Genomic DNA, 13,452 nt, shown 5'->3' on the forward strand with positions numbered 1-13,452 from the left:
TCTCCATGTGATGGCTTATGCTCCAATTTAGGATGCAGCCCCAACTCATACTCGAATTCGTCATTTTCATGTACAGCGTGGGCATAAATACTTTGAATATGACCAGACCGTCTTGCGAGGTCAATCATCCCCTTATACCCAATGATAAATGTGGCTTCTCGCTTATACGGTAAGATATAACAGTGCCCTAATAATCCTGGTTCCAATCCTAGCTGTACGGCTTGCATGACAGCTCCCATAAGAGAAGGAACCGCACATTCTAAGAGCTTTGGATTCGTCCTGATTGTTGTTAAGGCAATGCGACTCATACGGTTCATATCCATATGCTTCGGTAATACTTCCGCCATTCTGGGTGCCATTTTCTTCATGTAAGCTTCTACTGTTTGTTCCGGTGTAACTGGCGCACTTTCTTTTCGATTTGTTAACTGGTTTTTCAACTTTTCATTTGTAGCCATATGTAACCCACTCCCTATTTTTATTTCACTAAAAATTTTCTTGATATAGTTTCATTTACATATTCTTTATATAAATCAGGATGGTCTGTTTTGAATCGTTTGCTATCAAAACGATTACTCTTATAGGCCTTCCAATGAATGGTGTAATTCTCCGTTGTCCCTTTCTCATGAGAACCTAGTTTCGCTTTCAGCTTGTTCTCATACTCTGCCTTTTGTTCTTGTAGCACCTTCATTTCCCTATCTACTTGGTCCCTCGCTTCAATGAGTAGCTCTTCTTGCTTTCCTAAACTGATAGAGCTATCTTCGATAGATTCCGGATACATTTGCTTCAGTAGTTGTGTAGATGCCTCTGAACCGTCAAACATAGGCGGTTCATCCTTTTCGACGTGATTCAGCCAAAAGTCCCGTTCCATATTGATAAGATACTGGATTATATCCTCATCCCGCTCGATCTTTTTGTACACGAATTTGTTGCCACCAATTAATACGGCAATCCACCATGCTTCATAGCCTGTAACCGCCATATAGTGCTGACACTGGAGAAGATAAGCAACAGGTATTTCTTCGCCTTCCCACTCCTTTTTCAAATATTCTGAAGCTGATTTACATTCAAGACCTAATCGTTCTCCCACAATGAGCCTGTCCACGTTTGCAAGCATCCAAGGGTACTCAGGGTGTTGTAAGATGGCATTTCGACGTTGTACTTTTAAACCCGTACGTTTAGCAAACTCCTGGGCGACGACTTCTTCTAATACATTCCCGAAATACGCAGCTTCACTTTGTACGTCCTCTTGCTCGATAGCTTGTGTTTTCTCAAGAAACACCTGTACTTGCGACTTCCATTTACTTAATCCAGCAATGGCTGCCACATCAGAACCACCTAATCCTTGCTTCCGTGCTTCTAACCAAGCCTTACGATCCATATGTAATGTATTTGCCAATACTTTCGCTTGCATGTTTCTTTCACCCGCTCTCTGTGTTATACTGGCTTCACCTTAAATTTTTTGAGAACTCATTCCCGTGAGTTCTTTTTTTATTCTCCTGCCACAAAACGCGTACCATGTCTCTCTAAAAATTTCTCATTACATTCCTCGCAAATGAGACTACCTTCAAACACGTAATACGTCATACCGAAATACAATTCACCGTCACAATCGCTACAATAGCGTTCGAAATCTTTTCGTGGTGAATTGTGTGGGTTGCCTATGGTATTGGGGTTCTCTAGCATTCAGCTAACCTCCTCAGAAAGCGTAATATAATGCACCCTCTCCACAACATCCGCATTCACACCGATACTTTTCAATCGTTGAACAATTCCTTTTATACGTTTACGTTCCTCCTCATGCTTTTCTTTCGCACGATAGAGTGCTGCCAATTCCCTTCGGGCTAATCGGGCTTCTTTAATCCAGATACAATACTGATAGGAATCATTCTTTTTGAGTGCTTCTACTTGTTTTTGTTCGCAATGGTTTAAGAATTCATCGAGTATTTGTTTCTTTTGTAAGTCTTTTGTTAGAACTGATTTGGTCATGTTGGTTTCTCCTCTTCTTTACATGCAGTAGCAATGGACACATTTACCAGTATTCTTTAAGATTGATTCATGATATTTTAAAAATAAATAGAATACTTTGACACTCATTTAATTTGTATTCTATTGCATAAATACCGTATTCTCATTAACCACCCAGTAAATGGTATCGGAAAGCCCTTTATAGGGCTTTTTTCTTATGCTTTATGCATAATTGCATATTATTTATCTATATAGGTTTAGAAAAGTTATGTTATAATACGATCGTATAGAATACTCACATTCCATGTTGACGGCTCTAGCATTCCGCTAGAGTCCTTTTTCTTTTTCACACACCCTACGCACTCGGAATGACTCGTCTTGAGTTCGTATGCCGATGAACCAAATGTAGTCGTCCATCTGCTTTTTTATAAATCAACCAGTTTTCAGGATTTAAGCTGTACGAATTCATATGCATTTTCTCTCGCTTCGTTGGTCGTTTACCATTTTTCACTTGTTTTCCCTCCCTCTATTTCTCAAACAGCTCGTCCACTGTTGTTTTGAAGTATTTTGCTAGTTTTTGAGCTTCTTTTAGGGTGAAGTCACTTTTACCGTGTTCTTTAGCAAAATATGTTCTAGGTGCAATGCGAATCAAATTTGCTGCTTTCTCTTGTGTCATACGCTGCTCTTTTCTGGCGATGTATAGATTTTTGTGCATGGGTATCGCTCCTCATAACGTATTGATTTGTGCAATCTCTTAATTGCAAGTTATTTTTTACAATCAAACTTAGGTTTCATTGTTTGCAACATAATTTCCAAATTTTTTTGCTACCTCTGAAATATCAATGATGGTTCTTCCCCTAGAGCATTCGCAATTTTCACAGCCGTATCATAGTAAATACGCATGTCCCAATTAATTATCTTATAGCAATGAGATTTAGAGACACCAATTATTTGGGCTAATTCGTGATATTTTAAGCCCGAAGCCTGAAATGCTTTTTGAAGTTCTGTTTGTTTTAATTTATTTCTCATAAAAACTCTCCTTTATGATGCTTATAAATACATTATATGTTTCAAACAATGCAACTTCAAGTCTTTTTCATAAAAAAATTCAATGAATGCAACTTTTCTCTTTTTAAGTTTCTTATTAAGAAACCTTATGGTAAAATGAACATTAATAAAGATTACTGAAAGGGAGCCATTTTATGCACATGAAAGATCGTCTTAAACAAATTCGTATAGATAACAAAATGAGTCAAGAACAATTCGGAAAAGAAGTTGATTTAACAAAAGGTACTGTTTCAAAATTTGAAAGTGGAAAAGCTTTTCCTAGTAGAGAAACCATCGAAAAAATAATCAAACGTTTTCAAGTTCCAGCCGATTATATTTATGGAAGCATTGAAAAAGATTTCCCTATACAAAATGACAAATTAGAAAAATTCCAAGAAATCATGGAATGGTTGGCACCCCTGCCTAAAGAAAAAGAGGAAATGGCTTTAGAACAGATGCTTGCAATAGCTCAAGCCCTCAATAAACATCATAATAAAGTAGAAAAATAGCCCCCTTTTATGAGGAATGGCTATTTTTTTTAATCTCCGCTATGTATTCTTCTAATTTTTCAGGTTCAAATTCTGTAACAGTATCCAAAAAGAATTTAATGATTTCCTCTTTTTTCATTTCGCATCCCCCAATGTTATTCATATAACACCCTCCTTATAAATGGTAAATAATAGGTGGAAAGTTTCTACTAATTTATTACTTTACCTTTCCAATCCCTATAAATTAATAATGACACTTCCCCATAATAGGAAAGTGTCATTATTTAATCTTCTTATTTTATTCTACTATAAATTTACTCATCCGCCACCAGGCCCCGGATCGACATATTGCGCTTTTATCTCTCTCTTGTCAGTATTAATATTATAACCTACAAAGGCAGAAGATACCCCAAAGAACATTGCACCTGCCACTATAAATTTTAACACCTTTCTCCACATATACCATTACACCCCTTTACTAATATTATAGCATGCCATCGCAAGTTCAGGTAACTGAACATAGAAATAGTCCTGAGCTTTATAAAAACTCTTTATGGACTGAATAAAATATTCTTTCTTTCCAGTAGCTAACCCCATGTAATATAATTGGAAACTACTTTGATACCCATTTTTCTGTTCTAGCTCCTTTAATAGCGCAATGGCTTTATCTATCTTTCCCAGTTTAATATACAAAAAAGCGCGCTCAGCCAAATCTTTGATATCTTCTGGGTTTATAGTGTGCAAATCGACATTATGATATATTTTTATGAATAACAGTGTATTTAAAATCTTCTTTTTTCTAATTTTGAGCTTTTTACTACCACATTCACCCAATACCTCAATGGCTTTATCTATATACATTTTAGCCATGAAATAATCTGTAAGTGCATAGCTTTCTGCAAGTTTACAATACGCAACTGCTTTAGTACTATCATATGGATTATTAGGGTCATTTATTATATCAAAACACAGTTCTCTTGCTCTCTCAACTTCGTTCCCATGAAGGGCAGTAAAGATTTGCATTTCTTTCACTTTAATATTGAATGAAACCTGCAATGTCTTACTGCTGATTTTGCTTATCTCTGGAATTAATTTTTGTATATACTTTTCCATCATTTTATAATTTTTAAACCCTAAAAAAGCATAGATCATTGCAAAATCAGATATTACATTAAATTCGCAAACATCGCCTTTTTCTCCCTGCAAAATTTTCTTGACATTCTCAAAGAAATGATCGTCTGTTACACTTTCCTCACTTCTCCAACGAAATTGTTCATATAATGGCACTAATTTTTGAAGGGTATTTGTGATATCTGATTTATTATCAAGTGCTCTAATATCCTCTATAATTAATTCCTGTAATTCATACTCTCCACACATATCTAAAACATCTAAAGCCAACAGCTTGTTCCTTGGTGTTAACTCAGGAATCATTCCTCTCACAAATTCTTTACGCACATTTAACCCTTTAGGTTCGTATAATCGAAGGGAACACACAAAATGCATAAAATCAAAACTTGATGCATTTGAAAAATAGTTATTAATAGTCGTATGACTTATACCAAAGCGTTTAGCTAATTGGCGATTAGTAAACCCCTTTTCTTTTAGTGATTCATTCATTTGTCTCAATTTTACCTTCATCCAATTCCTCCCCCCTCAAATACATAAAAATCCACCATCCTATTTTCTCAGCCTCTAAACTGCACTACGAATGATGAATGTCTGTTACACTAAGGAGGAACTCGTATGATGCAAGTGTTTGTCCTAAGGTAGTAGGATGAACGATGTGAGGGGCTTTGGTAGGAGCACCTCTTACATACGCTCTGCGAGTTTTTATGCTTTATTTTTTGTTTTTTAGGACTATTCTGTCTATTGATTTGATAGAAACCCGTATACTGTATCCAAGGCCAATTTTAGCACAAACACATATTCTATTCCATCATCAAATATATTTCTCAATATAACTTCTAAGAAAAATGTTGAAATTATTCGACTTCTGTTTCAAATATTTCACACAAATAATGAATAGAAGTTCATTTTTTATTATTTTCTACTCAAATCAAGGTAGAAACCAACCAATTGAAAAGCACATTATAATATCATAAAAAATAAATGTCGAATTTTCTCAATATATGTCCCTCAATCATTATGGTAGTACGATTTTATCCTTGCTTGTATCATCCTGATTGGTGTCCCTAACCAATCTCTCCACTAATCCTAGTGGGGAATTTTATTTTTTGAGTTTTTTCGGATTTAAATATGCTATACTGTTTTAAACGGCAATTTTATTTTCATGTAGGTAATATGTTATTAAAATTAAAGTGGTTAAAGTCAAAGAAAAGGCTCTCAATTTATGTTGGGAGCCTTTTCTTTTGGTAACAAACAAGTTATAATCTACTCCATAAATTGAATTATCAATCTTTATATATACAGGAGGAATTCCTATGGTGGTCTACAAAGATAAAGAGCGAGGAACATATTTTTTCGTTGTTAGAGTCCGTCAGTTTGATGGCACGCAAAAACAAGTAAAGCGTCGTGGGTTTAAAACAAAAAAAGAAGCACGTGAAGCCGAAGCAAAAATGTTGGTTGAAAAAGAGACGAACTCTAGTTTAACATTTACTCAAGTTGCTGATAGCTATTTTGATTGGTATTGTCAAAGGAGAAAACAGTCTTCCATACATGTAATAAAATACGCTATTTATAACCACCTAGTAAAGGAATTTGGCAAACTAAAAATGGAGCAAATTACTCCAAAACATGTGATGAATTATCAGAATAAAATTATTAATAAATATTCAGCTGAATACTTAAAAAAAATTCACACTGTACTTTCAGCAATATTTAATTTTGCAATAAAGTTCCATGGTGTAACAAGTAATCCTGCACGAATTGCTGGAAACTTCGAGGTTGAATCAAATAAAAGAATGAACTTTTGGGAGTTTGAAGAGTTTAAGAAATTTATAAGCGTTGTAGATGACCCTCTGTACAAAGCTTTTTTTTCAACGCTTTATTACAGTGGTGCTAGAAAGGGTGAACTGTTAGCTCTAACTTGGGAAGATATTAATTTTGAGGAAAAAGCTATTAACATTAATAAAACAGATTATAATAGACAAATTACACAACCAAAAACAAAAGCATCCAATCGAACTATCATGTTACCATCTCTAATTATAGATTTATTAAAACTATTAAAAGAGCAATCAACTGTAAAAGCTCCCATAAAGAATGATTACGTTGTATTTGGTGAATTTTATAATAGCATTGCAACTTCCACCTTAGATATGAAATACAACAAGTATATAATCAATGCTGGTGTTAAAAGAATTTTATTACATGAATTCAGACATTCACATGCATCTTATTTAATAAATAAGGGTGTTAGCCCGCTTGTTGTAGCTCAACGTCTAGGTCATTCAGATGTAGCAACGACGTTAAATACTTATAGTCATTTATATCCATCAAAACAAGTGGAAGTGGTTGCATTTATGGAGAAAGATTTGATATAATCATACCAAATTGTGACCACTTACATTTAAACCCTTGTAATTACTGGCCCTATGGTGACGATAACCGTAACACCGGCCATTACGCTTCCCCAATCAGTTGCAACTTCTTGAGACTGAAGCTGCTTTACACCGATTTGCACTGTTCTTACTTTTTCATCAGTGGTCACTAAAAGTGGCCATAAATACATATTCCATGTTGTTAAAAAGCTATATACTCCAAGCGTAATAAAACTCGTTTTACAATACGGTATTACAACGCTGAATAAAAATCTTATATTTCCAATCCCTTCAATAAAAGCAGCTTCTTTCAGTTCATTCGGGAGTGTCATAAAATGTTGACGTAACAAGAAAATACCGAAAGCTGTTGCAAAAAACGGCACTGTCATCCCAGCGAAACTATTGATCCAGCCAAAGTTTTGAATCGTTAAAAAGTTAGGTACCATCGTTGCTTCCCACGGAATAAGCATCGTTGAAATAAACAGGAAGAAAATTAAGTTTCTCCCTTTAAATTGAAGAAAAACAAAAGCATACGCCGCTAAGCTTGATACGATAAGTTGTCCAATCATAACGACTGTCGATACAATTAAACTGTTATATAAGTATGTAAAAAGTGGTACTTTTTGAAAAATATTAATGAAATTATCAAAAGTAAATTGAGTTGGAAATAACCTTCTCATTTGAATATCGTCTGGTGTCATAAAGCTTATTAAAAACGCATACAGTACAGGAAAAAATACCATTACTGCACTAATTATGAGCAGCATGTATAATAGGAAATTTTGCTTCCACTGTTTAACAATCATTTATAATGCACCTTTCTCTCAGCAAACTTAAATTGAAGTAATGTAGCAATGAAAATGAAAACAAATAATACCATCGCTTGTGCACTTGCTGTTCCAAATTGATGATTCACAAACGCCTCTTTGTAAATCGAGTACACAATTAAATTCGTTGCATCATTCGGTCCACCGTGCGTTAAAATATCAATTTGTCCAAAGCTTTGGAACGCACTAATAAACGTTACTGTTACAATAAAGAATAAAGTTGGCGATAGCATCGGTAATGTAACACGGCGAAGCTTATATAAATAACTAGCACCATCTATAGATGCACTCTCATATAAAGACGTATCGATATTTTGTAAACCACCTAATATAACTAAAAATGCAAACCCTGTATTCACCCAAACTGTTGTAACTGATACAGAGAATAGTGCCCAGTCCGGGCTCGTTAACCATGCGATTGCAGGAAGATTCATAGCGGCTAATATATTATTAAATAATCCTACACTTGGATGAAATAAAAATAGCCAAATCACTGCACTAGCAGCTACTGAAATTCCCATCGTCGAAGAAAACAGAACTCGGAATAACCCAATACCTCTTACCTTTCCATTTGCAATCAATGCAAGAAACAAAGCAAATATAATACTTGTAGGCACTGTATATAAAACAAATAGTAAAGTTGATTTTATACTTTTGTAGAAGGCTGGATCAGAGAATAAATATTGATAATTTTCTAAGCCAACGAAAAGATTAGCTTCTCCATGTATATCGGTTAAATAAAAACTATAGTAAATCGTCCTAAACAATGGATAGAACAGAAAAATCGAAAATAGCAAAATAGATGGCGCCAAAAACAATAATCCTATTCTTAAATCTTTCGTTCTCCCCCATATTTTTTTCTTTTTTGACACCTTTGTTTGAACTGGTAACTTACTTACTTCGATCATTATTTCGCCACCACTTTCAACTCTTCTTCAGCTACCACTTTTAAGCGTTCATTCGTGTTTTCGTTAAAGAAGCATAACTTTTCTTGTGAGAATAATAATTTTACTTTGTCACCTTTGTTCAAGAGTAACTGTCCGATGACTTTCGCACTCCAAGTTGTTCCATTTACCGCAAAGTTTAATATAGATTCATTCCCTAATACTTCTACAGATTGCAGCGTCACTTCTTGTCCTTCCTCAGACAGTGCAATATGCTCAGGACGCATGCCTATACGAATTATTCCTTCTGGTAATTGCTTTAACTGTCCAATAGATAATGGAATTTGCAATTTCCCTATATGTAATACACCTTTTTCTTTATCCACTTCTCCATCATTTATATTCATAGAAGGAGAACCTATAAAGCTTGCAACAAATTCGTTTGCTGGTTCGTTATATATGTCAAGTGGTGTTCCAACTTGCTGTATACTTCCTTTATTTAAAACCATGATACGATCTCCCATAGTCATCGCTTCTATTTGATCGTGGGTAACGTAAATCATCGTAATTCCTAATCGCTGCTGAATTTCTCTAATTTCAATTCTCATTTGCGCACGTAATTTCGCATCTAAATTCGAAAGTGGTTCATCCATTAAACAGATTGGTGCTTGACTCACGATCGCCCTAGCAAGCGCAACACGCTGTCTTTGTCCGCCTGATAATTGACCTGGTTTCATTTTCACATACTCTTTCAGTCCTACCATTTCAATAGCTTCCATTAGTCGCTTTTGTCGCTCTTCTTTTTGTACTTTTCTTACCTTAAGTCCAAATAAAATATTTTCTTCTACAGATAAGTGTGGATATAATGCATAATTTTGAAATACCATTGATAGATTACGGTCTTTCGGCTCTAGATCATTTGCAACACGTTCATTAATAATTAAATCTCCCGAAGAAATCTCTTCTAAGCCAGCGATCATTCGTAATAATGTGCTTTTCCCGCATCCCGAAGGTCCAACTAAAACAAAAAATTCGCCCTTCTTAATATGAACCGATACGCCTTTAACCGCTGTCTCTTCTGCATTTTTATATACCTTTGAAACATTTTTCAATTCAATCACAAAGTTGCACTCCTTTTTTCTTCATGTATCCATACTTCATAATGACTTGTTGAAATCGCACTTGCTCCTGCACGAATTGCAATTTCCGCAACTTCTCGCGTTTGAATCAACCCGCCTGCAATAATAGGAAACTCTATTTCCTCTACTAGCTGTTTAATTATAGAAGGCATAATCCCCGGCATAATCTCTACTGCATTTGGTCTAGTCGTTTTACAATTTTCAATTGATTTAGTAAGAGATAAAGTATCTACAATAAAAATACGTTGAATTGTTTTCAATCCAATTTTATTAGCATTTCGAATTGTCGAACCCTTTGTTGAAATAATACCTTGTGCCCCGATAACATCTTGAATATACAAAAGCGCTTCCTCTGTATTCGTATTTAAACCTTGTATAAAATCACAATGAAGAAATACATCATGTCCATGTTTCTGCAATTCATATACACGCTCTGGTAATTCCAGCATTGAACCAGTCATAAGAAAAACTGTTTTCGGCAATTTTTTGTATGCCTTGTATCCTTTCCAATCCTTTATCATCGCAATATAAGGTTCTTTAAACATTTATTCCACCTAACTGTTCTATTTTTATCCAAACTAAAAACACCTACTTACATAGAACGCCTTTCTCCTTATTTGAACTCTAGGGAATAGAGCACACCTAAGAAAGTGGCACATTATATGTAAGTGGGTGTTCTCAAATGTTCTCTACCCTAGTTATTTTGTTACCTTTACTATATTACGCATTTATTAAGTCAGTTTTGATAGATTGTTAATTAGGTGTTAACCGAATGTTAATATTCACCATATCACCATTTACATTAATGTATATATTTAAATACAAACAAATAGAACGAAACAATACTTAAAATTCAATCAATATGTAAATTCATTCCATAGTTAATAAGTTTTAGTTTGCTTGCCACTGCTTGCGAAGCAAAATTATCCCAAGCAGTACTATAAAGTGGAATGCGCTTTTCCTCTTGTATTGATAAGGCCCAGGCTGTAACAACATCAGTACCATATCCATTCCCTTGAAATTCCGCTAAAGTTTCCACACTTGCCTCAGCAGCTACGGGCGTACTTCTGGCACTGCAACAAACAGAAACTACCTTTTCATTTTTTACAATTGCAAAATAAGGTTTCCTCCATTCCATCTGTTCTATTAGATTAGGAAAATTTTCTCGCAAAAGCTCTCTATTCTTCTCAGTTATTTGTATTGTTCTAGTCGGCTTATGTAAATTACTATGAAACATGAAAGCAGGACCCATCCAAATATTTTCCACTGTTCTTTCTTCATTTAATATATTAATAATCTTTGCTATCTCTATATGCTTTGAAGGTTCTCGAATTAACTTCTCAATCTTACTTACCGTTTCATCATCCACATTACAATGATATCTCGTTATACTCCCTTCACGAGTTCTGCCAAGAAAAAAACGTGGTGCTTTCGGATTTCCTTGTTCATTTACATATTTCATTTTTCCTACTCGATTATGAACAAATAAAACCTCTGCCTGAATTACTATTAAATCAAGTTTTGAGAGCCTCATTTTTATCCTCCTTATTTACTCCATTTACCATCCATTCATAATCTATTTTTCATGTTCAAAATAAAAATCCCATTTAAATACACATTACTGAATCCATCATACTAACTGATTTCTTCATTCTGTCTATCTAAATGGGATTATTTTTCGTTTTTTACTCTACTGGTTGTTGTGGCTGTACTACTTCATTCGCTCCAGCTAACCTCAACATATTTACAATATCTTTAAAACCTCTTTTTTCAGCGTATTGCAGTGGCGTCAGATGTTCCTTGTTAGCCATGTTTACATCTGCACCGTGATCAATAAGCAATTGAATTACTTTCTTATGGTTTTCACTACCATTTCCTAATACAATTGCTTCTAATAGCGCTGTTCCACCACGTTCATTTTTATAATTCACATCAATATCTGTATGCTCTAATAATTCTTTAACAACCTCTACATGGCCACGTTCAGATGCAGAAATAAGTGCTGTCCCACCTGACCTAGTCGTTTCTTTCGTATTAACTCCTGCATTAATTAATACTTTTACAATATCCGTATATCCTTCTCTACTTGCATAAAGAAGTGGATTACTTTTTTTCTCATCTTTAATTTCAATATTAGCACCTGCACCAATTAATGCTTTAACTGTCTCTACATGATTTTGGTACGTCGCTGCAAGGACAGGCGTTTCTCCGTTGTCACCTTCTACGTTTATATTCGCTCCATCCTGAATCAACTTCATAGCTGTCTCTGTGTCTCCAAGAGTAGCTGAAAGTAACAACTGTTTGTCCATTAAATTTATACTTTTCTCTTCTTTAGATTCTTCCTGTTCTTTATGCTTCTCTTTTTTCTTTTCATTTTTCACATGAACCGGTTTCGATTCTGGTTCTTCTTGCTTATCGCAAGCCACTACCGTCATTAAAAGTCCTAATAAAATACATAATAAAATTTTTTGTTTTCTCACAACTACAGCTCCTATGAAAGATAATGTTTTCTTAACCATTCCTCCATCACATACAATAACTCTTCTTGAGTACATTTATCCATAAGCCCTTTAGATTCCTTCTTTAATCGGATTATCTTAAGCTTATACTATGTTTCTCAACCTATTGAAATGATACGCCTGATGGCCCCATCATTAACATTATGAAGCAATTAGTTTAACACGTTTTTACCGCATTTGTATATATTTCTAAAAAGTACATAAATGATTGCTTTAGGTTACTATATTCCATTGTAACCGTTCTGCTAAAAATTTTACACCTTTTCTATATTTGCACCTGAGTAATAATAGAAAAAGACAACTACATAGTTGTCTTTTTCTATTAATGATGTCCACCATGATTTCCTGCTTTCGGTTTCCCCATCATCTCTTTATTCATTTCCCATTTATGCTCTGCTAGCTCTTTATACGAAAGAACTTTCCCCTTATAGTTAGATACAAAGCTCTCTGCATCTTTTTTATTTTTAAATGAAATGACATTATAAGCCATCGGTGTCGTTATTGTTTTATCATATACGTAAGTAGCGTCTTCTAACGAAATCCAATCTTTCGAATCATAATCTCGGACAAATTTCTCTTTCGTCTTTTCATCTGAGTTGATCTCCATCCATTTATACATACAACCGATATCATCAAACTTTAACGCTTTTCCATTTTCTAAAATAATTTCTGTTGCAAATTGATTATCTGTTACCCCAATTTGGCAAATATCACATTTATCATGTTTCTCATCAATGGCAACAGCTGCTGTTTCCTTTTTCCCACACCCGACTACCGTAAATACGAAACATAAACATATAGCAAGTACGACATATTTTACTTTCATCAATATTCCTCCCTAGAAACCGTATACTCCACGAAAAGAATACCAAAAGGTTGTGTGAGATTTGTGAAAAAACAATGTGCTTTTTGTAATATAGGAAACAAAAAAAGATGTGTAGTTATTTCTACACATCTCTCATCACTCACAACCTGTAATTAATAAATCATCTTCTAATTTAACTGAGGGTGTTGCAAAACTCATAAATATCCAAAAATGAATGCATAAAGAAACCCGTTTTCCTGGAAGAATGATAGTAT

The 13,452-nt window shown here is 34.5% G+C and carries 19 protein-coding genes; 2 read left to right on the forward strand and 17 right to left on the reverse strand.

Going from position 1 to position 13,452, the window contains the following annotated elements; genetic code table 11:
• The 7 genes from ACQRBL_RS02770 to ACQRBL_RS02800 all read right to left on the reverse strand — a co-directional run.
• The coding region (locus tag ACQRBL_RS02770; protein ID WP_427733853.1) for a recombinase RecT at positions 1–455 on the reverse strand (455 nt) is incomplete at its 3' end.
• A 20-nt stretch (positions 456–475) separates the two neighbouring features.
• Positions 476–1,411 carry a YqaJ viral recombinase family protein gene (locus ACQRBL_RS02775; RefSeq protein WP_197270405.1) on the reverse strand — a complete coding sequence of 312 codons (936 nt, stop codon included), beginning with the start codon at positions 1,409–1,411 and terminating at the stop codon, positions 476–478.
• Between the two features lie 77 nt (positions 1,412–1,488).
• Positions 1,489–1,683, reverse strand: coding sequence for a hypothetical protein (locus ACQRBL_RS02780; RefSeq protein WP_134207694.1), 195 nt, complete (start codon positions 1,681–1,683; stop codon positions 1,489–1,491).
• Positions 1,684–1,986: a hypothetical protein gene (locus ACQRBL_RS02785; RefSeq protein WP_411996729.1), complete on the reverse strand. Its 303-nt coding sequence runs from the start codon at positions 1,984–1,986 to the stop codon at positions 1,684–1,686. It abuts the gene before it with no gap.
• 334 nt (positions 1,987–2,320) lie between these two features.
• The gene (locus ACQRBL_RS02790) at positions 2,321–2,476 is read right to left on the reverse strand and encodes a DUF6906 family protein (protein ID WP_197230376.1); all 156 of its coding nucleotides are present in this window, start codon (positions 2,474–2,476) and stop codon (positions 2,321–2,323) included.
• Positions 2,477–2,491: 15 nt separating this feature from the next.
• Positions 2,492–2,680, reverse strand: coding sequence for a helix-turn-helix transcriptional regulator (locus ACQRBL_RS02795; RefSeq protein WP_065481613.1), 189 nt, complete (start codon positions 2,678–2,680; stop codon positions 2,492–2,494).
• Between the two features lie 110 nt (positions 2,681–2,790).
• The gene (locus ACQRBL_RS02800) at positions 2,791–2,994 is read right to left on the reverse strand and encodes a helix-turn-helix domain-containing protein (RefSeq protein ID WP_411996730.1); all 204 of its coding nucleotides are present in this window, start codon (positions 2,992–2,994) and stop codon (positions 2,791–2,793) included.
• A 173-nt stretch (positions 2,995–3,167) separates the two neighbouring features.
• On the opposite strand from ACQRBL_RS02800, the gene ACQRBL_RS02805 reads away from it, so the two are divergent.
• The gene (locus tag ACQRBL_RS02805; protein ID WP_006928469.1) at positions 3,168–3,521 is read left to right on the forward strand and encodes a helix-turn-helix domain-containing protein; all 354 of its coding nucleotides are present in this window, start codon (positions 3,168–3,170) and stop codon (positions 3,519–3,521) included.
• 7 nt (positions 3,522–3,528) lie between these two features.
• Here the strand turns inward: ACQRBL_RS02805 and ACQRBL_RS02810 are convergent, their stop codons facing one another.
• The 3 genes from ACQRBL_RS02810 to ACQRBL_RS02820 all read right to left on the reverse strand — a co-directional run bounded on the left by ACQRBL_RS02810 (position 3,529) and on the right by ACQRBL_RS02820 (position 5,141).
• On the reverse strand, positions 3,529–3,663 hold the full coding sequence (locus tag ACQRBL_RS02810; RefSeq protein ID WP_006928467.1) for a hypothetical protein: 135 nt from the start codon (positions 3,661–3,663) through the stop codon (positions 3,529–3,531).
• A 155-nt stretch (positions 3,664–3,818) separates the two neighbouring features.
• Complete coding sequence (locus tag ACQRBL_RS02815; RefSeq protein ID WP_006928466.1) at positions 3,819–3,959, reverse strand: hypothetical protein; 141 nt, start codon at positions 3,957–3,959, stop codon at positions 3,819–3,821.
• A gap of 6 nt (positions 3,960–3,965) precedes the next feature.
• A complete protein-coding gene (locus ACQRBL_RS02820; RefSeq protein WP_411996731.1) occupies positions 3,966–5,141 on the reverse strand; it encodes an AimR family lysis-lysogeny pheromone receptor in 1,176 nt (391 codons plus the stop codon).
• Between the two features lie 803 nt (positions 5,142–5,944).
• Between ACQRBL_RS02820 and ACQRBL_RS02825 the strand changes: the two genes are divergently transcribed.
• Positions 5,945–7,006 carry a tyrosine-type recombinase/integrase gene (locus tag ACQRBL_RS02825; protein ID WP_411996732.1) on the forward strand — a complete coding sequence of 354 codons (1,062 nt, stop codon included), beginning with the start codon at positions 5,945–5,947 and terminating at the stop codon, positions 7,004–7,006.
• A gap of 26 nt (positions 7,007–7,032) precedes the next feature.
• Here the strand turns inward: ACQRBL_RS02825 and ACQRBL_RS02830 are convergent, their stop codons facing one another.
• The 7 genes from ACQRBL_RS02830 to ACQRBL_RS02860 all read right to left on the reverse strand — a co-directional run bounded on the left by ACQRBL_RS02830 (position 7,033) and on the right by ACQRBL_RS02860 (position 13,198).
• Complete coding sequence (locus ACQRBL_RS02830; protein ID WP_208743280.1) at positions 7,033–7,809, reverse strand: carbohydrate ABC transporter permease; 777 nt, start codon at positions 7,807–7,809, stop codon at positions 7,033–7,035.
• Positions 7,806–8,738, reverse strand: a complete 933-nt coding sequence (locus ACQRBL_RS02835) for a carbohydrate ABC transporter permease (protein ID WP_411996759.1) — start codon at positions 8,736–8,738, stop codon at positions 7,806–7,808. The genes ACQRBL_RS02830 and ACQRBL_RS02835 overlap by 4 nt, the downstream gene beginning before the upstream one ends.
• The gene (locus ACQRBL_RS02840) at positions 8,738–9,835 is read right to left on the reverse strand and encodes an ABC transporter ATP-binding protein (RefSeq protein ID WP_000571382.1); all 1,098 of its coding nucleotides are present in this window, start codon (positions 9,833–9,835) and stop codon (positions 8,738–8,740) included. Before ACQRBL_RS02840 ends, ACQRBL_RS02835 begins: the two co-directional genes overlap by 1 nt.
• Positions 9,832–10,398, reverse strand: a complete 567-nt coding sequence (locus tag ACQRBL_RS02845; RefSeq protein WP_000472004.1) for a glycerol-3-phosphate responsive antiterminator — start codon at positions 10,396–10,398, stop codon at positions 9,832–9,834. Before ACQRBL_RS02845 ends, ACQRBL_RS02840 begins: the two co-directional genes overlap by 4 nt.
• Positions 10,399–10,706: 308 nt before the next feature.
• Positions 10,707–11,387: a GNAT family N-acetyltransferase gene (locus ACQRBL_RS02850; RefSeq protein WP_001239779.1), complete on the reverse strand. Its 681-nt coding sequence runs from the start codon at positions 11,385–11,387 to the stop codon at positions 10,707–10,709.
• Between the two features lie 151 nt (positions 11,388–11,538).
• Entirely contained in the window at positions 11,539–12,408 is an 870-nt protein-coding gene (locus ACQRBL_RS02855) for an ankyrin repeat domain-containing protein (RefSeq protein WP_000287335.1), read from the reverse strand.
• 286 nt (positions 12,409–12,694) lie between these two features.
• Positions 12,695–13,198: a nitrous oxide reductase accessory protein NosL gene (locus tag ACQRBL_RS02860; RefSeq protein WP_000865665.1), complete on the reverse strand. Its 504-nt coding sequence runs from the start codon at positions 13,196–13,198 to the stop codon at positions 12,695–12,697.
• Positions 13,199–13,452: the final 254 nt, after the last annotated feature.

Origin of the sequence: Bacillus sp. AF62 (assembly GCF_050312695.1) — a bacterium.
Lineage (GTDB): Bacteria > Bacillota > Bacilli > Bacillales > Bacillaceae_G > Bacillus_A > Bacillus_A cereus.

Excerpts from the sequence above, each read along its gene's own strand:
- ACQRBL_RS02775 (WP_197270405.1), bottom strand. The coding sequence starts at position 1,411 with ATGCAAGCGAAAGTATTGGCAAATACATTACATATGGATCGTAAGGCT.
- ACQRBL_RS02780 (WP_134207694.1), bottom strand. The coding sequence starts at position 1,683 with ATGCTAGAGAACCCCAATACCATAGGCAACCCACACAATTCACCACGA.
- ACQRBL_RS02785 (WP_411996729.1), bottom strand. The coding sequence starts at position 1,986 with ATGACCAAATCAGTTCTAACAAAAGACTTACAAAAGAAACAAATACTC.
- ACQRBL_RS02795 (WP_065481613.1), bottom strand. The coding sequence starts at position 2,680 with ATGCACAAAAATCTATACATCGCCAGAAAAGAGCAGCGTATGACACAA.
- ACQRBL_RS02800 (WP_411996730.1), bottom strand. The coding sequence starts at position 2,994 with ATGAGAAATAAATTAAAACAAACAGAACTTCAAAAAGCATTTCAGGCT.
- ACQRBL_RS02805 (WP_006928469.1), top strand. The coding sequence starts at position 3,168 with ATGCACATGAAAGATCGTCTTAAACAAATTCGTATAGATAACAAAATG.
- ACQRBL_RS02810 (WP_006928467.1), bottom strand. The coding sequence starts at position 3,663 with ATGAATAACATTGGGGGATGCGAAATGAAAAAAGAGGAAATCATTAAA.
- ACQRBL_RS02815 (WP_006928466.1), bottom strand. The coding sequence starts at position 3,959 with ATGTGGAGAAAGGTGTTAAAATTTATAGTGGCAGGTGCAATGTTCTTT.
- ACQRBL_RS02820 (WP_411996731.1), bottom strand. The coding sequence starts at position 5,141 with ATGAAGGTAAAATTGAGACAAATGAATGAATCACTAAAAGAAAAGGGG.
- ACQRBL_RS02825 (WP_411996732.1), top strand. The coding sequence starts at position 5,945 with ATGGTGGTCTACAAAGATAAAGAGCGAGGAACATATTTTTTCGTTGTT.
- ACQRBL_RS02830 (WP_208743280.1), bottom strand. The coding sequence starts at position 7,809 with ATGATTGTTAAACAGTGGAAGCAAAATTTCCTATTATACATGCTGCTC.
- ACQRBL_RS02835 (WP_411996759.1), bottom strand. The coding sequence starts at position 8,738 with ATGATCGAAGTAAGTAAGTTACCAGTTCAAACAAAGGTGTCAAAAAAG.
- ACQRBL_RS02845 (WP_000472004.1), bottom strand. The coding sequence starts at position 10,398 with ATGTTTAAAGAACCTTATATTGCGATGATAAAGGATTGGAAAGGATAC.
- ACQRBL_RS02850 (WP_001239779.1), bottom strand. The coding sequence starts at position 11,387 with ATGAGGCTCTCAAAACTTGATTTAATAGTAATTCAGGCAGAGGTTTTA.
- ACQRBL_RS02855 (WP_000287335.1), bottom strand. The coding sequence starts at position 12,408 with ATGTACTCAAGAAGAGTTATTGTATGTGATGGAGGAATGGTTAAGAAA.
- ACQRBL_RS02860 (WP_000865665.1), bottom strand. The coding sequence starts at position 13,198 with ATGAAAGTAAAATATGTCGTACTTGCTATATGTTTATGTTTCGTATTT.